We start from the raw sequence: 20,615 nt of genomic DNA, 5'->3' as shown, positions 1-20,615 counted from the left end.
ATACGATTCGAGCTTGACAGGAATTCCAACGTTGTAATACACTGATTCCAACAGTTCGGCAACGGACTGCACAGCGTAGGGGAACCGGGAACACCGCGCATGGAGGCGCGACGGCAACCCACCAATTTCGGCACCGAAGCCGAGAAGGAGAGAATCATGAAATCCACCAAACTCACCGGAGCGGTAGCCTTCGTCGCCGCGGCCACCATGATGCTCGGCGCCTGCGGATCGAACAACGCCGCCGGCGACGGCGCGTCCATCCCGGCCTTCGACCCGAACGCCAAGACCACCATCACCTTCGGCGCGTGGGCCCTGTCGCAGTCCCCGGAGTTCACGTACCTGAAGGAGGGCTTCATGAAGAAGTACCCCAACGTGACCGTGGAGATCAAGGAATACTCCAACGACAACTACGAGAAGCAGCTCACCGCCGACCTCTCCGCCGGCAAGCCCACCGACGTCATCCCGCTCAAGTCGATGAACAGCTACTACACCTACGCCGTGGAGTCCAAGGGCCTCGCGGACCTGACGGACATCGCCAAGTCGTTCGACTCCAAGAACCTCGACTCCTCCACCCACGAGCTGGACGGCAAGTACTACGGCATCCCGTACCGCCGCGACTTCTGGGTCATGTACTACAACAAGGACATCTTCGAGAAGACCGGCGTCGCCGCCCCGGACGGCACCTGGACCTGGGACGACTACGTCAAGACCGCCGAGGAGATGAAGACCGCCCTCAAGAAGGCCGGCTACGGCGACGACGTCTACCCGACCTTCACGTGGAACAAGAAGTCCTTCGTGCAGGACTTCGCCAACAACCAGTCCCAGAAGGACCCGAAGGCCTCCATGCTCTCCGGCGACTACAACTACTTCAAGCCCTACTACGAGCGCGCGCTGAAGCTGCAGGACGAGAAGCTCGCCCTCGACTTCAACACCCTGACCTCCACCAAGGTCACCTACCAGGGCCTGTTCGGCTCCCAGAAGATCGCCTTCTTCCCGGTCGGCAACTGGTACACCTCCGCGCTGGTGAGCTCCCAGAAGAACGGTGACGCCGAGAAGTTCAACTGGGGCATCGCGCCGGTTCCGCAGAACCCGGACAAGTCCACCAACACCCAGACCGACAAGCCCGTCACCGTGGCCGGCGCCATGGGCCTGGCCGTCTCCAAGTACGCCACCGGTCAGAAGGGCGCCGCGGCCCGCGAGTTCGTCAAGTGGGCCGCCGGCGAGGAGGGCGCGCTCGAGCTCGCCAAGAACGGCGTGAGCCCCGCCTACCTGTCCGACAAGGTCACCGAGGCCTACCTCGGCGCCGAGGGCATGCCCACCGACGAGCTGAGCAAGAAGACGATCACCGACTTCGACACCAAGGTGTCCGCCCCGGTCGTCACCGGCAAGGAGATCTCCAAGATCACCACCCTGCTCAACGACGCGCACTCCGCGATCATGACCGAGACCACGCCGATCGACCAGGCGCTCGCCGACGCCGGCCAGAAGGCCAAGGACGCCGGGGTCGTCAAGTAAGGCGCACCGCCCCATCGCGCGAAGTCCGGCGGCCCCTCTCGCCCGGGTCGGCCCGCCGGACTTCGCGCGCCCGGAACCGTCAACCATATTCATGTGAAAGGAGTTGCGCCATGTCCCACAGCGCAACAAGCGTGGCCGGCCGCAAGCCCACCAACGGCGGCGCGAAGGTCATCGGCTCGGACAATTCGAAGGAGCTCAACAGGGCCTTCCAGACCGTGCACCGGCGCAACATCCGCAACGGCCTGATCTTCATCGCGCCGAATTTCGTCGGCTTCGCGGTGCTGATCCTCGCCCCGGTGTGCAGCATGTTCTACATCGCGTTCTCGGAGTGGAGCGCGTTCGGCGACCCGACCTTCAACGGTCTGGCCAACTGGAAGCGCCTCGCCAAGGACGACCTGTTCTGGGCCTCGTTCTGGCAGACCCTGTACTACGCCGTGGTGCACATCCCGCTCACCCTCGCCATCGCGTTCGGCCTCGCGGTGCTGCTCAACACCAAGCTCAAGGGCCGTGCGTTCTTCCGCACCGCCGCCTACTTCCCGTACATCACCTCGATCGTCGCCGCCGCGCAGGTGTGGAACATGATGTTCGACCCGAACTCCGGCCCGATCAACCAGTTCATCCGCGTGTTCACCGGCGGCGCCGCCCCCGGGTGGCTCTCCACCACGCAGTGGGCCATGCCCGCCGTGATCGTGGTAGGCACCTGGCGCGAGGTGGGTTACTTCATGATCCTCCTGCTCGCCGGCCTGCAGACCATTCCCACCGAGCTGTACGAGGCCGCCCGCGTGGACGGCGCCAACGGCTGGCAGCAGTTCTGGAAGATCACCGTGCCCATGATGCGGCCCACGCTGTTCTTCGTGCTCGTGACCATGACCATCGGCTCGTTCCGCGTCCTCGACCTGACGCTCGTCATGACCGCCGGCGGCCCCGGCACCTCCACCATGGTGATCGCGCAGTACGCCTACCGCGTCGCCTTCGAGGAGCAGGAGTTCGGCTATTCGAGCTCCGTCTCGCTGGTCCTGTTCGCCATGTGCATGATCGTGACCATCATCCAGTTCGTCTACAACAACATCAAGGAGAAGTAAGATGAGCGCTGCGGTTCCTTACACTCCGGCCGGCACGATCCACTCGGCCAACATCCCGTTCAACAGGAAGCGGGTCTCGCCGCTGAGGATCGTCGGCACGGTCGTCGGCTATGCGGTCATGATCGCCGTCGCCGCGTTCACGCTCCTGCCGTTCGTGTGGATGGTCCTGTCGTCCGTCAAGAACAACAACGAGATCTTCACCGTCCCGATCAAGTGGTTCCCCGAAGTGTGGCACTGGGAGAACTACGCGACCATCTGGTCCAAGGCCAATCTGGTCGTGTGGACCAAGAACACGGTGGTCATCGCCGTGGCCGTGACCCTCCTGCAGGTGTTCACCGGCTCGTTCGCCGCCTACGGCTTCTCCAAGATCAAGTTCGCCGGCCGCGACCTGCTGTTCCTGTGCTACATCGCCACGATCGCCGTGCCGTGGCAGGCCTACATGATCCCGCAGTTCAAGATGCTCTCCAGCTGGGGGCTGTCCGATTCGCTGCCGTCGATCATCCTCATGCAGTCGTTCTCCGCGTTCGGCGTGTTCATGATGAAGCAGTTCTACGACACCATCCCCGAGTCCCTCTCCGAGGCGGCGCGCATCGACGGCCTGTCGGAGTTCGGCATCTATGGGCGGATCATTTTGCCGTTGTCCGGTCCGTCCATCGCCGCGCTGGGCATCATCACGTTCACCAACGCGTGGAACGAGTACATGCAGCCGCTGCTCTACCTGCGCTCCCCGGAGCTGTGGACCATCCAGATCGGCCTGAAGTCCTTCGTGGGCGAGTACTCCGCCGCGTACGACCTGATCATGACCGGCTCTGTCCTGTCCGTTCTGCCCATCCTCGTGGTCTTCCTCTTCGGACAGAAGTACTTCATCGAGGGCATCGCGACGAGTGGCATGAAGGGCTGAGCCCTGGCGGGAGTCCGGTGGACTCCCGCCAGGGCTCAGCCTGAGCGGCCTCCGCCGGCCGCGAAGGTCGGATTGAGCCTCGCCCGTCAGGGCGAGTCCGTAATTGCAGGGCTAGCGCGAAAAGTTGGCAGTCCGGTGGACTGCCAACCGCGCTGGCCTGAGCGGCCCGCGCTGGCCGCGAAGGTCAGATTGAGTCTCGCCTGAAAGGCGAGTCCATAATTGCAGGGGCCGAAGGCGAGCCAATGAGCCGGCCGTTCGCCGGGCTGCTGGCCGCGCTGGTCTGAGCAACCTGCGCTGGCCTGAGCGTCTTGCGCTGGCCTGAGCGGCCCGCACTGGCCTTCAGGTCTCCCAACTGCCCAACTTACGGGCCCAAACCGATGAAATCGCCTTTTCCAAGCGCCAAATCCCCGCTGGGAGGCCGGTTTCCGTCGGTTCGGGCCCGTAACTCATGCGTGGGTGGTACTTTGTGGGCTCAAAACAACGCTAGGCCGGTCATGTACTTGGCGCTGGACATGCGTGGACGTCACTTTGCGGGCTCAAAACGACGAAATCCGCGATTCCAAGTATCAAACCGACGCCCTGGCGTCCCATTCGCGCTTAGAATTGCGGATTTCGTCGTATTGAGCCCGTATTTTCATGCCCCGGACGGTCGAATGCACCGCACCGCCCGTCACCCGTGCTATAGTGTTGCCCGTATTCACACCCGGTCGGCATGCACACGAGCCGCAGGGCGCGACACGCCGTTGTGTCGAGGGCCATCTTCTGTTATACTCGCGGTTTGGCGTGTCTTTTGGCATGCTGTAATAGTAATCAGCCAACGAACGGAAACTGAGGCTCATGGCAAAAGACGGTGTGATTGAAGTCGAAGGTCGGGTAGTGGAGGCACTGCCGAACGCGATGTTCCGCGTCGAACTTGAGAACAAGCACATCGTGCTCGCCACCATCTCCGGCAAGATGCGGAAGAACTACATCCGCATCCTCCCGCAGGATCGCGTGGTGCTTGAGATGAGCCCCTACGATCTGAACCGCGGTCGCATTACGTACCGTTACAAGTAATAGGTACACAAGCAAAAGGAAAACCATGAAGGTCAGCCCTAGCGTGAAGAGGATCTGCGAGAACTGCCGCGTGATCCGCCGTCACGGCCGCGTCATGGTGATCTGCGTCAACCCCCGCCACAAGCAGCGTCAGGGCTGAGAGCAGATTCCAGCGGCAATACCATCAGGCGCTGAGTCACAGCGAAAGCTGAACCCCGGGTACGCAGGCCCGGGCCGGGAGACCGGACGACTCGGTGCACGACCTGCGTAGAAACAGAAGGAATCGCAATGGCACGTCTTGCCGGAGTCGACATCCCCAATGAGAAGCGCATTGAAATCGCCCTCACCTATATTTTCGGTGTTGGTCGTACCCGCGCGAAGGAGACCCTCGCCGCGACCGGTGTGAACCCGGATACCCGCGTCAAGGACCTCACCGATGAGCAGCTGATCACGCTGCGTGACTATCTGGAAGCGAACTACAAGATCGAGGGCGATCTGCGTCGTGAAATCGACGCCGACATCCGCCGCAAGATCCAGATCAACTGCTACCAGGGTCAGCGTCATCGCCGTGGCCTGCCTGTCCGCGGTCAGCGCACCAAGACCAACGCTCGCACCCGCAAGGGCCCGAAGCGTACCGTCGCCGGAAAGAAGAAGGCCACCAAGTAAGGTCGGCCCGCCCGGACCACGGGGCCGTAGCCCCATCGCCCGGACAAGCAAACAATTCGTTATATAGGAAACGAGGATCTCAATGGCAGCTCCCAAGCAAGCCGCGCGCAAGCCTCGTCGTCGTGATCGCAAGTCGATCCCGGTCGGGCAGGCGCATATCAAGTCCACTTTCAACAACACCATCATCTCCATCACGGATCCGTCCGGCGCGGTTGTGTCCTGGGCGTCCGGTGGCGACGTCGGTTTCAAGGGCTCCCGTAAGTCCACTCCTTACGCCGCCGGCATGGCCGCCGAGTCCGCCGCTCGCAAGGCGATGGAGCACGGCCTCAAGAAGGTCGACGTCTTCGTGAAGGGCCCGGGCTCCGGTCGCGAAACCGCGATCCGTTCCCTGCAGTCCGCCGGTCTCGAGGTCGGTTCCATCACCGACGTCACTCCGCAAGCCCACAACGGCGTTCGTCCCCCGAAGCGTCGTCGCGTCTGAGCACTGACAGAACCCATTCGTCCACCCGCTTCGCCGTCGGCAAGGTGCACAGCCGACGGAAGCTGAAAGGATAACCAAAGTGCTGATTGCACAGCGTCCGACACTCACTGAGGAAGTAGTCAACTCTCAGCGTTCCCGTTTCGTGATCGAGCCTCTCGAGCCCGGTTTCGGCTACACGCTTGGCAACTCGCTGCGCCGTACCCTCCTGAGCTCCATCCCGGGAGCCGCGGTGACGTCGGTCCGCATCTCCGGTGCCCTGCACGAGTTCACCACTCTGCCGGGCGTCGTCGAGGACGTGACCGAGATCCTGCTCAACATCAAGGGGATCGTGCTCACCAGCGAGTACGACGAGCCGGTCGCCATGTATCTGCGCAAGAACGGTAAGGGCGAAGCCACCGCCGGGGACATCACCCCGCCCGCCGGCATCACCATCGCCAACCCCGACCTCCACATCGCCACCCTCGATGAGGACGGCGAGCTGGAGATCGAGTTCACCGTCGAGCGCGGCCGTGGTTATGTCCCGGCCCAGCTGAACAAGCAGGACAACGGCGAGATCGGTCGGATCCCGGTGGATTCGATCTACTCTCCGGTGCTCAAGGTGAGCTACAAGGTCGAGGCCACGCGCGTTGAGCAGCGTACCGACTTCGACAAGCTCATTCTGGACGTCGAAACCAAGCCCGCCATCTCCCCGCGCGACGCCGTGGCGTCCGCCGGCTCCACTCTGGTGGAGCTCTTCGGCCTGTGCCGCGAGCTCAACACCCAGGCGGAGGGCGTGGAGGTCGGCCCGGCCCCGGTGGTCGAGGAGACCAGCCCGGAAATGGCCGTCCCGATCGAGGACCTCAACCTCACGCAGCGCAGCTACAACTGCCTCAAGCGCGAGGGCATCCACACCATCGGCGAACTGGTTTCACACACCGAGCAGGATCTGCTCGACATCCGCAATTTCGGTATGAAGTCGATCGACGAGGTCAAGGAGAAGCTGCAGTCCCTCGGCCTGTCGCTCAAGAGCTCGCCGCTCGGTTTCGATACCACCAACCTCGAAGGCGGCACCTTCTTCTCGCCGGAAGACGAGTGAGATCAAGCCGTCGTTGTTGATCAAACCCATGCGGGCGGACGTTCGGGCGTCTGCCCACCTGCCCGCATGGCCATAAGGAGATAACATGCCTACACCCAAGAAGGGCCCGCGTCTGGCTTCCAGCCCCGCCCACGAGCGCCTGATGCTCGCGAACATGGCCACCAGCCTGTTCCAGCACGGCCGCATCACCACCACGCTGCCGAAGGCCAAGCGCCTCCGTCCGCTGGCCGAGCGCCTGATCACCTTCGCCAAGCGCGGTGACCTGCACTCCCGTCGTCGCGTGATGCGCGTCATCCGCAACAAGTCCGTGGTGCACGTCCTGTTCACCGAGATCGCCGAGCAGATGGAGCAGCGCGAGGGCGGCTACACCCGCATCGTGAAGATCGCCCCGCGTCAGGGCGACAACGCCCCCGCCGCGATCATCGAGCTCGTCACCGAGCCGGTGTCCGCCAAGCAGGCCGTGGTGAAGGAAGCCGAGGCCGCCACCAAGGTCGCCGCTCCGGCTGAGGAAGCCCCGGCCACCGAGGCTCCGGCTGAGACCGCCGCCCCCGCTGAGGCTGAGGCCGAGAAGGCTGAGTGAGTCGCGGTGCCCGGTCGGGCCATGTGATGGTCTGATTCGAGCATGACTCGCGCCTAGCTCGCGCGTGACTTACGGCAAGGGCCGTTGGATCCGATTTTCCGGAATCGTCCGGAACGGGTTCAACGGCCCTTTCGCATACTTCTTTGGCATATTCGCAGATCCGCACATCCGCGTGTTTGCCTCTCAGACAACGTTCGCGCCTGTGACGCGGCGGGCACGGCTGATGTAATGGGCGCGATGGATGGGCGGATGCGGATTGAGACACCGAGCGGCCGGTTTGTGTCCGGATTCGCATCCACCGGCGGGAATGGAGGCGAATCGGGACGCAGGTAGACCGGTTGGCGTCTACATTCGCGCCCAATCCCGTATGGGCCGATATTATTTCTGCCACGTAGGTGGCTCCGGCGTCCGATCCCGTATCGGATCGATATTATTTCGGATACTGACAGGCGGTATCTGTCCGTTTTCATATCACCCGGATATGATTTGCGCCGTCTATGGGGCCTTCGTGTACGTTTTTGTACTGGCTGATATTATTTCCGCCGCTTGGATGGCCTGGCACCCACTGTTATGGCATCCCGGCGTTTGACGTCATCAAAGTCCGCAATGGATGCGGATTGAGACACGGAGAGGCCTATTGATATCCCGACTCGCATCCACTTGCGGGAATGGATGCGAATCGGGACATAGGAAGACCGGTTTGCGTCTTGATCCGCATCCAATTCCGGAATCGGATGCGAATCGGGACACAACGGCCGTCGAGCCGCCGGTATGCGACAATGGGGGGCGTGATACGACTGCGGATTGATTTGGCATATGACGGCGGCGGGTTCTACGGCTGGGCGAAGCAGCCGACGCTCAGGACCGTGCAGGGGGAGATCGAAGGCGCGCTGGCGAAGATCCTGCGCGCCCCGGCCGACGGGCCGCAGCCGAGGCTCGTGGTGGCCGGGCGCACGGACACGGGCGTGCACGCGGCGCATCAGGTCTGCCATCTGGACGTGGAGGAATCCGCGCTCGATGCGTGCGTGGGCTATATGGACGTGCCCGCGGAGACCGCGTTGCAGCGCCGGATCGACCGCATGTTGCCGGATGACATCGTGATCCATCGCGTCAGCCGCGCGCCGGAGGGGTTCGACGCCCGATTTTCCGCGCTTGAGCGCACCTACGTGTACCGCGTGTGCGACGCGGACGACCCGGCCACCGCGCCCATGGATCCGCGGCTGCGCGGCTTCGTGTTGCGCGTGGACGGCGGCCCGCTCGACGTGGACGCCATGAACGAGGCCCTCGCCGCGACGATCGGCCTGCATGACTTCGGCTCGTTCGCCACGCCCAATCCGGGCGGCACCACCATCCGCGAGGTCAAATACGCGCGCTGGGACCGCGTGCCCGTCCGGCCGCTCGTGCCGTCGGCGTGGAATCAGAATCAGAACCGGGAACGGACGACGGGGGAAGACCGGTCCGACGGAATCCGTCTGTCCGCGCCCGGTCTCGTCGTGCCGACATCGGAACCGGTCGGTCAACACGCAGAGGGGAGCATGGACGCTTCCGGCCTCACCGCGTCGGTGTCGGCGGAACCGGTCGGTCAGCCCGCGTCTCGTCTCGTCGCCGGTGCCGACGTTGCCCCATCGCCCGCCTACGTCACGCCGACCGCGGAATCCGGCCTGCTGGCACTGACGATCGTGGCTGACGCATTCGCGCGCAACATGGTCCGCTCGCTGGTGGGCGCGTCGATCAAGGTGGGGCTCGGCAAGCGGAGCGTCGATTGGTTCCGCGGCAAGGTCGCCGTGCCGAAGCGCGAGGGGGAGACCGGGCCGATCGCGCCGCAGGGTCTCACGCTCGAACATGTGGCGTACCCGCCGGACGACCAGCTCGCCGCCCGCGCCGAAGCCATCCGCGCCAAGCGCACGCTGTGACCGCGCCCATTGCGACCGCGCTCGCCGCCCGATTAGCACGGCCGTAACATAACCGCGCGTCTTCGGTAACGCCGCGCGCCTAGCGTAGCAGTCATGCAGCAGACGGGCCGCGGTCCAAACGCGGCCTTGCGGAACCCCGAACCTCCGCCTACGCGCGTGGCGCGGGCGGGGAGGGCGTCCGGGTTGAAGAGCCGGACCAGGGGACGGGACAGCCGAATTACGGGGGAACCGGATCCGGAGCCCCGGAACGCCCGGTTCCCTAACCGGCCCGGAAGTTGGACGGTCCCGCATGCAGGGACGGGAACGACAGACAAGGAGCGCGTGAGATGGCCGAGACAAGTGCACAGAAGCTGGCCGCCGAACTGGTCAACCGACGGGAGGCCATCAACCGCGAGCTGAGCCGCAACGGCGTGCGGTTCGGCATCTACAAGAACGGCACGTACCACGACCAGCTGTTCCCGTACGACCCGGTGCCGCGCGTGATCGCCTCCGACGAGTTCGACGAGCTCGAGCGCGGCTTGAAGCAGCGCGTCAACGCCCTGAACGCGTACCTCAAGGACATCTACTCCGACAAGCGGATCATCCACGACGGCATCATCCCCGAGGAATACGTGTACACGTCCGCCGGCTACTTTCCGCAGGTCAACGGCGTGACCCCGCCCGGCGGCATCTTCGCGCACATCGCCGGCGAGGATCTGGTGCAGGGCGAGGACGGCCAGTGGTGGGTGCTCGAGGACAACCTGCGCATCCCGTCCGGCGCGAGCTACCCGCTGTTCGTGCGCGACATCGAGCGCCGCATCTGCCCCACGCTGTTCCGAGACGTGCACATCCGCGACAATCGCGCCTACCCGACGCTGCTGCGCAAGTCCATGGACTTCGTCTCCACCGAGGGCATCGCCGTGGTGCTCACGCCCGGCCGCTACAATTCGGCGTTCTTCGAGCATGCGTATCTGGCGGAGAAGACCGGCGCGGTGCTGGCCTTCCCGGAGGACCTCGAGGTGGAGGGCAACAAGCTGTGGTTCGTGGACTACTCCGGCGCCAAGCACCGCGTGGGCGTGGTCTACCGCAGGCTGTCGGACGAATACCTCGACCCGTTCGCGTTCAACCCGGACTCCGTGATCGGCGTGCCGGGCCTGCTGTCCGCGTACCGCGCCGGCAACGTGGCGATCATGAACGCGCCGGGCAACGGCGCCGCGGACGACAAGGCGATCTACTACTTCGTGCCCGCCATGATCCAGTACTACCTGCACGAGGACCCGATCCTCAAGAACGCTCCCACGTACATGCCCATGTTCGAGTCCGACCGCAAGGAGGTGCTCGACCGTCTGGGCGAGCTCGTGATCAAGGACGTGGCGGAGGCCGGCGGTTACGGCGTGGTCTTCGGCTCGTCGCTGGACGCGGCCCGCCGCGAGGAATTGGCCGACCGCATCAAGGCCGAGCCGAGGCGCTTCATCGCGCAGGAGGTCATCCAGTTCAGGGACCTCACCGTGATCGATCCGGCCACCGGCGAGCCCGTGCCGCGCAAGGCCGACCTGCGCGCCTTCGTGGTGACCGGCAAGGACACGCACGTGTGGTACTCCGGCCTGACGCGCTACTCGTCCATCCCGGGGCAGATGATCGTCAACTCCTCGCAGGGCGGCGGCTTCAAGGACACGTGGATCATGGCCCCGGACGCGCAGTCGGGCGTGCAGGAGGACGCCGACCAGTCGCGCGACCGGGAGAAGATCGCGCTCGCCGCCGAGGCCGCCCGCCATTCGCTGGCGCTCGTCACCTCGTCCAAGACCGACACGCTCTACTGGCTCGGCCGCTACACCGAGCGCGTGTTCACCACGATCAAGCGCTTCTTCCCGTTCTACGACCAGGTAATGGACACGGACGTGGACGCGTTCCGCCCGTTCGCCCGCGCGCTCGACCTGCCCGAGGACTTCGCCGACTTCGACACGTTCATCAAGAACTTCCTGTACGACGCCGGCAACCCCGACTCCGTGCACGCCGCGATCAAGGCCGCGTTCAACAACGCGGTGATCCTGCGCCCCGAACTCGGCTCCGACCTGCTGCAGTACGTGGAGCTCGCGCTGACGAACATCGTGGACGCCTCCAAGCACGCCGCCAACGCGGACGACCTGTACAAGCAGCGCGACATCACCGACGACCTGCTCGCCTTCTGGGGCGGCATCGAGAACTCCACCGTGGATCCGACGCTCAAGGCGTTCATCTTCATCGGCAAGTACGTGGAGCGCATCGACCTGTACACCCGCTTCGGCCTGCCCAAGGAGCAGCTGCTGCCGCCCCTGAGGAAGCTCGCCTCCTACGCCATGACGCTCGACGGCATGCCGCTGCCGCAGTGCTTCGCGAACGGCGTGCGCTGGCTCATCGGCCAGATGCCGGTGCGCGGCTACGGCGAGCTCGCGGACACGCTGAAGACGTTCCTCAACGGGTTCGGCGACCGCATCAGCGCCAGCCGCCTGAGGGACATCGGCATGATCAGCGCCATGAACATGGACGCCATGAAGCCGTGAGGGCCGGATCGTCTACAATAGGCTATGCTTATGTGACCGCGTGTGACCGAGTGCGACCACGCAAGATGACCGTGCATAATGACCGCGCAGTTGGGTCATTGCCCGAGACGAGAGGCTGGAACCGTTGAAAAAACTGGTGTTCGACTATCGGATGAAGCTGTCGTTCAGCGCGCCGGTCACTGACCACCGGTTCCAGTTGCGGTGCATCCCCGCCACCGGCCCGCGCCAGCAGGTCGTGGACGTGGAGGTGTCGATCGATCCGGACGTGGAGCTGGAGACCACCATCGACTCGTTCGACTCGGTGGTGAAGACCGGCTACATCGCCGAGGAGCACGACCACTTCAACTACGTGGTCACCGGCATCGCCTTCGTGGACAACGAGCACATCAAGCCGGAGATCTACAAGCCGCTCTACCGCTTCGACTCGGCGCTCACCGTGCCGGGGCCCACCGTCACCGCGCTGACCGAGCGCTGCAAGGAGCGCCTGCGCCACGAGCCCAACACCGGCTCGCCGGTCGCCGTGGCCCAAGTGGTCATGGACGAGGTCTACAAGTCGTTCGTCTACACGCCGCTGTCCACCACGATCCGCACCACCGCCGAGCAGGCGCTCGCGCGGGGCAAGGGCGTGTGCCAGGACTACGCGCACGTGATGCTCGCCGTGTGCCGCCACGTGGGCCTGACCGCCCGCTACATCGCCGGCCTGCTGGGCGGGGAGGGCGCCACGCACGCGTGGGTGGAGGTCTACCACAAGAACCGCTGGATCGGCCTCGACCCCACGCACAACCGCATGGTGGACGACAACTACATCACCATCGCCCACGGGCGCGACTACCGCGACTGCATGCTCGACATCGGCATCTTCTCCGGCGTGAACGTCAAGCAGACGCAGTGGGTCAACGCCTCCGTGCACGAGCCGCGCATCTGAAGCCCGACGGCCGCGCATCTTTTGCGGCCAGCCATCTTGCGACCAGTCATTCCGCAGTCAGTCATCCTGCAGTCAATCATTCCGCAGCCAAGCATCTGAAAGGATTCACGTCATGACCACCGTAGCCGTCATCGGGGCGCTCAACGAGGAAGTCGCGCTCATCGCGCAGTCGCTGGAGGGCGTGGAGCACGACCGGGGCGCCAGCCTCGACGTTTTCCGCGGCACGCTCGTCACGAACGCCGGCCCGACCGTCAACGTGGCCGCCACCGTGGGCGGCATGGGGCTCGTCAACGCCGCCGCCACCGCGCAGCGCCTCATCGACGCCTACCATCCCGACGCCGTGATCTTCTCCGGCATCGCCGGCAACCTCAACCGCGACCTGCACGTCAACGACGTGGTGCTCGGTGGCACGCTGCGCTACCTCGACACTGACATGCGCCTCGTGGGCCAGTGGAAGCCCGGCACCGAGGATGCGCCCGTGGAGGAGTTCCACTCCGACCCGCATCTGCTCGCGCTCGCCGACGCGGCGTTGAACGACGCCGGCATCCACCACATCACCGGCATCATCGCCTCGGGCAACTACTTCGTGGACACGCCCGAGAAGGTCAGCGAGGTCACGCTCGCCACCGGTGCCGACGCCGTGGAGATGGAGGGCGCCGCCGTGGCCCACGTGGCCGCGCGCAACGACGTGCCCGCGCTGGTGATCCGCGCCCTGTCCGACAACGCGGATACCGACTACGAGGTTTTCAAGGAGTTCGACATCTCCGAATACGCGAACACTGCCGCCCGTCTGGTGACGGACATCCTGCGCCGCATGTGAGACGGCGTGCGTGAGACGGATGGAACGCGACGTGGATGACGGGGACGCGAAAGCTCATGAGACCGCCCGGGAGGCCAGTGAGCCCCGGCGCGGCAGCGGCCGTGTGACCCTGCGCGAGGTGGCGGCCGCGGCGCACGTGTCCGTGGCGACCGTGTCGAACTACCTGAGCGGCTACCCGTACATGCGCGCGACGACCAAGGAGCGCATCGAGCGGGCGATCGGCGAGCTCGGCTACGTGGCGAACACCGCCGCGCGCACGCTCAAGACCGGGCGCACCGGCCTGCTCACGCTGTCCGTGTCCGATTTGCGTCAGGCATACTTCGCGGAGCTGTCGGAGCGGATCATCGCCGCCGCGCGCGACCGTGGCTACGGCGTGCTCATCGAATCCACCGGCCTCGACCGCGCCCGCGAACTCGCCAGCCCCACCAACGTGCTCAACCACGCCACCGACGGCCTGATCGTGAGCCCCGCCATGCTCACCGCGCGGGACACCGACGTGTTCGCCGGCGACTACCCGCTCGTCATGCTCGGCGTGCAGCCGTTCACGCCGCCGTGCCCGTACTTCGTGGTGGACAACGTGCGGGCGGCGTACGACGCCACCACGCATCTCATCCAGGCCGGGTGCCGTCGCATCGCCATCATCGGCGGCGAGCTGAGCGGTCCGCCGTCGTCGCGCACCACGCGGGCTCTTGGATACCGCCGGGCCCTTGAAGCGCACGGTATCGCGTTCGACCAGCGGCTGGTGCGTCCGGTGAAGGACTGGAACGGTTTGGCCGGCGCCCGCGCCGTGACCGCGCTGCTGGACGACGGACTCAGGCCGGACGGCATTCTGGCCTGCAACGACCATCTGGCGTTCGGCGCCATGCGTCAGGTCAGGGATCTGGGCATGAACATCCCCGAGGACGTGCGCGTGGTGGGCTTTGACAACATCGACGAGGCCCGCTTCTCCATCCCGTCGCTCACCACCGTCGACCAGAGCGCCGACGCCGTGGCCGCCAAGGCCGTCGGCTCGGTCATCGCCCAGATCGAGGCTGGGCGGCGCGCGCCGGCCATGCTCGAGCACGTGCCGCACCGCTTGGTGTACCGGGCCTCCTCGCCCGAGGCGTAGGGCCGATCGCGGGACTGTGGGCGGCGGATGGCGTCCGGTGGGCGGCGGTTAGTGGCCGGCTGGGCGGCGGTCGGCTGGGTGAAACCGTCGGTCAGCGGCCGGCGGCCTGCGGGCCGGGCTTGGCTGCGCGGCCGACGGGCAGGCTTAGGCCGGACGTGTCGGGGTGCCGCCGATAGTTTGAGCTTGGCCGGCGTGTTTGCGGCGACCACGGAATGCTGTCTTTTTCGCCCGGTTTGGCGCTATTCCGCCAAAAGCGTCGGAAATGTGCGTCTTCCGTGGTCAACGTAGACCGGTTTGGTCGGACATGGATCGGCGCTGGTTAGTTTGACTGATCTGCCCGGTTTGATTGGCAAAGTCAACCGGGAGCAGCCGTATCAGCCGGAGCCGACCGGGGCCGGTTGGGGCTGGTTGGCATATTCCCGCGTGGGTTCTCTCTCCGCTGACAAGGAAAGGCCGACTTTTTCGGCCGGATTGGCTTCATACCGGCGATTCACTCGAAAAGTCGGCATTCCGTTGTCGGGCCTTGACAAATAAACGCGGGTATTTTTGATCGGAATGGCGGAATGCCAATGCGCGGGCCAGAAAAATCGGCATTCCGTTGTCGGGATGGGTTCCCGGGGTGCTGCGGGCGGGGCGCCGGGCGTCTTGGTTGGCGTCCGTGCCTCCGGCTCGGTTTGGGCGCTCAAACGATTCGATGAGCTGAGCTCGGTCGGCGTGCCGGGTGCCGAGCGGATGCCGGGGTGCCGTCGATGGTTTGATGAGCTCGGCCAGCGTACTTCCGGCGACCATGGAACGCCGGTTTTCTTGACCGATGTGGCGGCATTCCGCCAAAGTCGTCGGGAAGGCGTGCCTTCCGTGGTCGGAAGTATGCGGAAATGCGCGATATATCGTGATATGATCGTGGGTGAACGGACAAGGCGACGGAAGGAGTCGTGATGACCGAGGATCGGAGCGAGGCGCAGTCCGGGGATGCGACTGAGGATGCAACCGAGGGCGCAAGCGCAGTTGAGGATGCGAACGCGACTCGGGCGGCTGAGACCAGGCCAAACAAGACCACGGCAAACGAAGCCGAGACAAGCGAAGCTGGAAGAGAGGGAATCGCGACGGGCATCATCGAATCGTGGACGGTCGAACCCGGCGAAGGCAAGGTGGTCGAGCTGGACGACGTCGCCACGCTCAAGGTGAGTCTGGTGCGCGGGCGCGTGGACGTGATCGGGGCGGACGAACCGGTCACGCGCGTGGAGGTCTCGAACGTGACGGGCAGGCCGGTGACCGTCGCCCTCGACGCGGACGGCAGGCTGACGGTCCGCCATCCCCAGGACTCCACCAAGATCGAGGTCAGGAGCTTCGGTGAGGGGATGCGCATGCTGCGTTCGATCTTCGGTGGCAAGGGCAACGGCAACGGCCAGAACCACAACGGCCGGAACAAGGACGACGGCGAGCCCATCCCCGGCGTTGCGGGCAGCCGCACCCCGAGCGCGGACGTGAGCATCGTGCTGCCGCGCGCGGTCAGGGCGAAGATCAACGTGATCCGCGGCGACGCACTCGTCAGTGGGCTCACGGGCGGGGCGAAGCTGGACACCGTGTCCGGCACGGTGCTGTCCGACGCGCTGACCGGCCCGCTCAAGCTGGACACGGTGTCCGGTCGCGTGGAGGCGCGCAATCATCGCGGCCCGATCACGGTGAATTCCGTGAGCGGCGAGGTCGTGCTTTCCGGCGCGTGCGAGAGCGTGAAGGTCAACTCGGTGAGTGGCGATGCGTACCTCGACCTGACCGGCGCGCCGTCCGAAGTGAGGATCAACGCGGTGGGCGGCGGCGCCGTGGTACGCGTGGACGACGACGTGCTGACCACCTACAACGTGAACACGCTCTCCGGCAAGGTGACGGTCGACGGCAACCAGTTCAAGGTGCCGCGGAAGGGCTTCGCGTACGAGGACGGCCCCGAGGACGGTCCTCGCGTGGACGTGCGCTTCAACGCGGTGTCCGGCGGGCTCACGGTGGTGCATCGCGCGCCCGAAGCCGCGTCCGAAGCCGCGCCCGAACCCGAGGCGGGGGAGGCACGCTAGTGGCCGCCAACAACACGTTCGCGCACGGGCAGATCCGCCTGTACATGCTCGCGCTGCTGGCCGAGGGGCCGAAGCACGGCTACGAGCTCATGCAGGCGATCGAGGAGCGCTGCCATGGGGCCTACGTGCCCAGCGCCGGCACGGTCTACCCGCGTCTGGCCAAGATGGTCGAGGACGGGCTGATCACCAAAACCGTGGTCGGCCGACGGACCATCTACGCGATCACGGACGCCGGGCGTGCGGAGGCGGAGGCGCGTCGCGGCGAGACCGAGCGGCTGGAGCGCGAGATCGACGAGTCCACGCGCGAGCTGGCGGACGGACTGCGCGCGGACGTGCATTCGTCGATGGGCTCGCTCAGGGACGAGCTCGCCGCGGCGGCCGGACGCGCGCATGCAGCCGGGCGGTCGGCCGGATCAACGGACGGACAGGCGCCCGAATGGACCGAACGTGCCATCCTGCGGCCATTGCGTCCGCTGGGATCGAGGAAACCCCGCAATCCCGGCAGCGCAGTCGGCGACGACGAACAGGTGCGCGCGGCCGAGCGGCTGGTCTACGACTTCGGGCTGGAGGTGCGCGACGTGCTGCGGTCGGCCGATGCCGCGGGGCTGCTGGACGACCGGGCCGTCAAGGCGATCGGCGCCGAGCTGGACCGCGCGCGCGACGCCATCCGGAAGGCTATCTAGGCGGGAGAAACGGGCCTGAGAGCCGGTGGACGCGGGCCGGCGCTAGGCGATGGTGGCGACGGATCCCCGGTCCACCAGCGTCGGGTCCACGAAGATGTGGCGCGTGGCGGCCTCCGGGTCGGCGATGCGCTGCATGAGCGTGCGCACGCAGATCTCGCCCAGCTCCTTGCTGTTGGAGCGCAGCACGGTGAGCGGACGGGAACTCGGCGTGGCGTAGCCGTCGATGGAGATGAGCGAGACGTCGTCCGGCACGCGCTTGCCGCGGCGTTCGAGCACCTGCGCGATGGCGATGGCCAGATAGTCGGAGTGCACGAGCATGGCGGTGACGCCCGTGTCGATGATCTTGTCCACGATGCCGTCCACGCCGGAGGTGTCGTACGGCTGGATGCCGTCGAGGATGAACGGGCAGTCGATGCGGTCGGAGTCGTTGAGGATGTGCTTCCAGCCGTTCTCGATCACGCCGGAGGTGGGGGTGTCGGAGAACGCGGCGCCGATGCGCGTGTGGCCGTGCTGCAGGAAGTGCACGGCGGCTTTGCGCACGCCGAAGTGGTGGTTGGTGCGCACGGAGTCCACGTAGCAGGTGCCGAACACGGGCTGGTCGCGCTCCACGACCACCACGGGCACGGGGGAGTGCGCGATCCAGTCCCACGTGCGCTCGGCGATCTCCGGGCGGCCGGAGGGGGACAGGATGATGCCGCACAGCGACGGCTCCTTGGCGATCCAGTCGAGGATCTCCGTCTCGTCGATCTTGTCGTAGGAGCTCTCGCGCGAGACGACGCGGGCGCCGAGCTCGCCGGCGGTGTCGCGGATCGATTCGATGACGTTGGGCCAGAAGAAGCTCGGCTCGGGCAGCATGACGCCGATCACGGGCTTGGCGCCGTTCGGGTCGTCGATGCCGGCGGGCAGCGGGATGTCGCTGATGCCGTCCGGCGCGGGGACGGGGGCGGCGAACGACGGGGCGAGCGAGCCGGCGCGCGTGGTGGTGCCGGACAGGGACATGGCTCCGCCGCGCACACGCTTGAGCAGGCCGGCGTTGGCGAGGATGGTCAGGTCGCGGCGGACGGTGATCTCGGTGGTGTTGAGCAGCGAGGCGAGCTCCGTGACGGTCACGACGCTTTGCCGCGTGAGCAGGCTCAGGATCATGTCCTGTCGCTCGGCGGGCAGCAAATCACGCCCAGTTTGATCGTTTTTGTTCTCAGCCATTGTCGCTTCCTCGCGTGTTGGACCTATCATGGTCCGTTGGTCGTTCATTTTTAATCATATTGTAGCGCATTGCATCGCCAAATGATCATTTTTGATAACATCCGCGCGTTGAAACGGCGGCGGCGGGGTGATCGTTTGTGATCGAACTTGATTGTATTTGAAATTTGCGCTACACTGTCTGCTGTCAGGAAAGACAAGCCGGCCACGCCGCCGTGGCCGCAGGACAAGGAGCAAGGGAACACACCATGCCGAACACCTTCGCCAATGAATTCTGGACGGTCACCTCCGGCGACCTCAAGCAGCGCCGCGAAGCCATTCCAACCCCGGCCGTCGAGGCCGAGTCCGGCGACGCCGCCCGCATCGTCATCGACACCGCCGACCGCAAGCAGCCGTGGATCGGCGCCGGCGCGGCCATCACCGACGCCGCCGCCAGCCTGATCTGGGGCTCCATGAACGCCGAGCAGCGCCACGCCTTCCTCGACGACGCCTTCAACCCCGCCAAGGGCGGCTTCTCCGTGATCCGCATCCCGCTCGGCTCCTGCGAGCCCAGCTCCCAGCCGTACTACACCTACGACGACCTGCCCTTCGGCGAGCACGACAACACGCTGTCCAAGTTCTCCCTCGGCACCGGCGAGCCCGGCGCCCCGGACGCCACCAAGGACTTCAAGTACATCATCCCCGTGGTGCTCGAGATCCTCAAGATCAACCCGGCCGTCAAGATCATCGCCTCCCCGTGGAGCGCCCCGGCCTGGATGAAGAACACCGGCCACCTGTGCCAGGGCGGCCACCTGCGCTTCGGCGAGTGGACCGGCAACGGCTTCGACCCGATGCACGACTCCTTCGAGGGCTGCTACGCCCGTTACTTCGTCAAGTACGTTGAGGAGATGGCCAAGATCGGCATCCCGATCTGGGGCGTGACCGTGCAGAACGAGCCGTCCAACGCACCGAAGTGGCCCGCCATGATGTGGACCCTCAAGCAGCAGGCCGCGTTCGCCCACGACTTCCTGCGCCCGGCCATGAACGAGAAGTTCCCGGAGATGCGCATCTTCATCAACGACGACTCCACGCACAACCTGCTGTGGCCGGTGCGCGACCTCGTCACCCCCGACCAGGCCAGCGCCATCGACGGACTCACGGTGCACACCTACGAGGGCCCGTACTCCAACTTCTTCAACGCATCCCGCGCCTACCCGCACTGGATGCTCGGCATGACCGAGCGCCGCTGCATGATCGACGAGACCGTCGAGGACGCCGCGCACATCATGTCCGGCATCATCGGCAACTGGCTTGTGCGCAACGGCGAGAGCTTCATCGCCCTGTGGAACATGGCTCTCGACGAGCGGGGCCTGCCGAACCAGGTGGGCGCCACCGGCCGCCGCGGCGTCGTGACCATCCAGCACGAGACCGGCCAGGTGATCCGCAACCTCGAGTACTTCATGCTGCGCGCCTTCGGCCAGGACGTCAAGCCCGGCTCCGTGGTCGTGCGCTCCTCCAACTACACCCCGGACGGCTGGTCCGGCGGCCTCGGCTCCGTGGCCTTCCTCGCGCCGGACGGCGACGTGGCGGCCCACATCTACAACCCGACCGGCGAGCCGATCGAGGCGGCCGTGACGATCAACGGCGAGGGCGCGGCCTGGCAGAAGGTCACCGTCCCGGCGTGGGGCACCGTGACCGTGCACAAGTCCAACTTCGCCATCAACGAGTCCTCCGTGCCTGAGGACGACGAGTTCGAGCTCAACCCGGCGCCGAAGCACCTCCTCGGCGACGTGGCCCCGGGCAAGGTCCGCGTCTGGGGCTCCGACGACTGATCGTCGGCTGGGCTGGTTGGTTGGACTGATCGGCGCGAGTGGCTGGGCCGGCCCGATTTTGACGGCTTGAATCCGGCAAATTGAGCGAATCCGATGCCGCGCATCCCACGGGGGTGCGGACTTTTTCTTGGACGGCTACACCGCCAGCCCAAGGTGTCTGCGGTATTGCACCGGGCTCATCCAGCCCAGCGACTTCTTGATACGGGTCCCATTGTAATGGGACAGGTAGGCGGCC

General features: G+C 65.6%; 19 protein-coding genes. 17 read left to right on the top strand and 2 right to left on the bottom strand.

Annotated features, from left to right (window positions below):
* The first annotated feature begins 156 nt into the window (after window positions 1-156).
* The 16 genes from DSM100685_RS08205 to DSM100685_RS08130 all read left to right on the top strand — a co-directional run bounded on the left by DSM100685_RS08205 (window position 157) and on the right by DSM100685_RS08130 (window position 17,369).
* Complete coding sequence (locus DSM100685_RS08205) at window positions 157-1,515, top strand: ABC transporter substrate-binding protein (protein WP_163201083.1); 1,359 nt, start codon at window positions 157-159, stop codon at window positions 1,513-1,515.
* Window positions 1,516-1,625: 110 nt separating this feature from the next.
* Entirely contained in the window at window positions 1,626-2,597 is a 972-nt protein-coding gene (locus tag DSM100685_RS08200; protein WP_152350861.1) for a carbohydrate ABC transporter permease, read from the top strand.
* Between the two features lies 1 nt (window position 2,598).
* Window positions 2,599-3,498 carry a carbohydrate ABC transporter permease gene (locus DSM100685_RS08195; protein ID WP_152350860.1) on the top strand — a complete coding sequence of 300 codons (900 nt, stop codon included), beginning with the start codon at window positions 2,599-2,601 and terminating at the stop codon, window positions 3,496-3,498.
* Between the two features lie 837 nt (window positions 3,499-4,335).
* A complete protein-coding gene (gene infA, locus DSM100685_RS08190) occupies window positions 4,336-4,554 on the top strand; it encodes a translation initiation factor IF-1 (protein WP_004268611.1) in 219 nt (72 codons plus the stop codon).
* A 25-nt stretch (window positions 4,555-4,579) separates the two neighbouring features.
* Complete coding sequence (rpmJ, locus tag DSM100685_RS08185; RefSeq protein WP_003808136.1) at window positions 4,580-4,693, top strand: 50S ribosomal protein L36; 114 nt, start codon at window positions 4,580-4,582, stop codon at window positions 4,691-4,693.
* A gap of 128 nt (window positions 4,694-4,821) precedes the next feature.
* Window positions 4,822-5,199 carry a 30S ribosomal protein S13 gene (gene rpsM / locus DSM100685_RS08180; RefSeq protein WP_150353344.1) on the top strand — a complete coding sequence of 126 codons (378 nt, stop codon included), beginning with the start codon at window positions 4,822-4,824 and terminating at the stop codon, window positions 5,197-5,199.
* 82 nt (window positions 5,200-5,281) lie between these two features.
* On the top strand, window positions 5,282-5,680 hold the full coding sequence (rpsK, locus tag DSM100685_RS08175; RefSeq protein WP_043164473.1) for a 30S ribosomal protein S11: 399 nt from the start codon (window positions 5,282-5,284) through the stop codon (window positions 5,678-5,680).
* 79 nt (window positions 5,681-5,759) lie between these two features.
* On the top strand, window positions 5,760-6,755 hold the full coding sequence (locus DSM100685_RS08170; RefSeq protein ID WP_152350859.1) for a DNA-directed RNA polymerase subunit alpha: 996 nt from the start codon (window positions 5,760-5,762) through the stop codon (window positions 6,753-6,755).
* 85 nt (window positions 6,756-6,840) lie between these two features.
* On the top strand, window positions 6,841-7,335 hold the full coding sequence (gene rplQ, locus DSM100685_RS08165) for a 50S ribosomal protein L17 (RefSeq protein ID WP_152350858.1): 495 nt from the start codon (window positions 6,841-6,843) through the stop codon (window positions 7,333-7,335).
* Window positions 7,336-8,126: 791 nt separating this feature from the next.
* Window positions 8,127-9,248 (top strand): tRNA pseudouridine synthase A, encoded by a 1,122-nt coding sequence (locus DSM100685_RS11135; RefSeq protein WP_170284999.1) that lies wholly within the window; start codon window positions 8,127-8,129, stop codon window positions 9,246-9,248.
* Window positions 9,249-9,574: 326 nt separating this feature from the next.
* Entirely contained in the window at window positions 9,575-11,767 is a 2,193-nt protein-coding gene (locus DSM100685_RS08155; RefSeq protein ID WP_152350857.1) for a circularly permuted type 2 ATP-grasp protein, read from the top strand.
* A gap of 124 nt (window positions 11,768-11,891) precedes the next feature.
* Entirely contained in the window at window positions 11,892-12,692 is an 801-nt protein-coding gene (locus tag DSM100685_RS08150; protein WP_152350856.1) for a transglutaminase family protein, read from the top strand.
* A gap of 112 nt (window positions 12,693-12,804) precedes the next feature.
* Window positions 12,805-13,512, top strand: coding sequence for a 5'-methylthioadenosine/S-adenosylhomocysteine nucleosidase (mtnN, locus tag DSM100685_RS08145; protein ID WP_152350855.1), 708 nt, complete (start codon window positions 12,805-12,807; stop codon window positions 13,510-13,512).
* A 31-nt stretch (window positions 13,513-13,543) separates the two neighbouring features.
* Entirely contained in the window at window positions 13,544-14,620 is a 1,077-nt protein-coding gene (locus DSM100685_RS08140; RefSeq protein WP_240811898.1) for a LacI family DNA-binding transcriptional regulator, read from the top strand.
* A 935-nt stretch (window positions 14,621-15,555) separates the two neighbouring features.
* Window positions 15,556-16,686 (top strand): DUF4097 family beta strand repeat-containing protein, encoded by a 1,131-nt coding sequence (locus tag DSM100685_RS08135; RefSeq protein WP_152350854.1) that lies wholly within the window; start codon window positions 15,556-15,558, stop codon window positions 16,684-16,686.
* Window positions 16,686-17,369: a PadR family transcriptional regulator gene (locus DSM100685_RS08130; RefSeq protein WP_152350853.1), complete on the top strand. Its 684-nt coding sequence runs from the start codon at window positions 16,686-16,688 to the stop codon at window positions 17,367-17,369. The genes DSM100685_RS08135 and DSM100685_RS08130 overlap by 1 nt, the downstream gene beginning before the upstream one ends.
* A gap of 42 nt (window positions 17,370-17,411) precedes the next feature.
* On the opposite strand, the gene DSM100685_RS08125 is transcribed toward DSM100685_RS08130, so the two are convergent.
* A complete protein-coding gene (locus DSM100685_RS08125) occupies window positions 17,412-18,572 on the bottom strand; it encodes a substrate-binding domain-containing protein (RefSeq protein ID WP_163201087.1) in 1,161 nt (386 codons plus the stop codon).
* Window positions 18,573-18,817: 245 nt separating this feature from the next.
* Here DSM100685_RS08125 and DSM100685_RS08120 point away from each other — a divergent pair, with 245 nt between their 5' ends.
* Window positions 18,818-20,380: a glycoside hydrolase family 30 protein gene (locus DSM100685_RS08120; protein ID WP_152350851.1), complete on the top strand. Its 1,563-nt coding sequence runs from the start codon at window positions 18,818-18,820 to the stop codon at window positions 20,378-20,380.
* Between the two features lie 135 nt (window positions 20,381-20,515).
* Here the strand turns inward: DSM100685_RS08120 and DSM100685_RS08115 are convergent.
* Window positions 20,516-20,615: IS3 family transposase (locus tag DSM100685_RS08115; RefSeq protein ID WP_152350281.1), on the bottom strand; the 100-nt coding region annotated here is incomplete at its 5' end.

The sequence above is a fragment of the Bifidobacterium avesanii genome, from assembly GCF_009299475.1.
Taxonomy (GTDB): Bacteria; Actinomycetota; Actinomycetes; order Actinomycetales; family Bifidobacteriaceae; genus Bifidobacterium; species Bifidobacterium avesanii.
Note: the sequence above shows the minus strand (reverse complement) of the source record. Positions and strands in the feature narration are given on the sequence as shown.

Excerpts from the sequence above, each read along its gene's own strand:
- DSM100685_RS08205 (WP_163201083.1), top strand. The coding sequence starts at position 157 with ATGAAATCCACCAAACTCACCGGAGCGGTAGCCTTCGTCGCCGCGGCC.
- DSM100685_RS08200 (WP_152350861.1), top strand. The coding sequence starts at position 1,626 with ATGTCCCACAGCGCAACAAGCGTGGCCGGCCGCAAGCCCACCAACGGC.
- DSM100685_RS08195 (WP_152350860.1), top strand. The coding sequence starts at position 2,599 with ATGAGCGCTGCGGTTCCTTACACTCCGGCCGGCACGATCCACTCGGCC.
- infA (WP_004268611.1), top strand. The coding sequence starts at position 4,336 with ATGGCAAAAGACGGTGTGATTGAAGTCGAAGGTCGGGTAGTGGAGGCA.
- rpmJ (WP_003808136.1), top strand. The coding sequence starts at position 4,580 with ATGAAGGTCAGCCCTAGCGTGAAGAGGATCTGCGAGAACTGCCGCGTG.
- rpsM (WP_150353344.1), top strand. The coding sequence starts at position 4,822 with ATGGCACGTCTTGCCGGAGTCGACATCCCCAATGAGAAGCGCATTGAA.
- rpsK (WP_043164473.1), top strand. The coding sequence starts at position 5,282 with ATGGCAGCTCCCAAGCAAGCCGCGCGCAAGCCTCGTCGTCGTGATCGC.
- rplQ (WP_152350858.1), top strand. The coding sequence starts at position 6,841 with ATGCCTACACCCAAGAAGGGCCCGCGTCTGGCTTCCAGCCCCGCCCAC.
- DSM100685_RS08155 (WP_152350857.1), top strand. The coding sequence starts at position 9,575 with ATGGCCGAGACAAGTGCACAGAAGCTGGCCGCCGAACTGGTCAACCGA.
- mtnN (WP_152350855.1), top strand. The coding sequence starts at position 12,805 with ATGACCACCGTAGCCGTCATCGGGGCGCTCAACGAGGAAGTCGCGCTC.
- DSM100685_RS08135 (WP_152350854.1), top strand. The coding sequence starts at position 15,556 with ATGACCGAGGATCGGAGCGAGGCGCAGTCCGGGGATGCGACTGAGGAT.
- DSM100685_RS08125 (WP_163201087.1), bottom strand. The coding sequence starts at position 18,572 with ATGGCTGAGAACAAAAACGATCAAACTGGGCGTGATTTGCTGCCCGCC.
- DSM100685_RS08120 (WP_152350851.1), top strand. The coding sequence starts at position 18,818 with ATGCCGAACACCTTCGCCAATGAATTCTGGACGGTCACCTCCGGCGAC.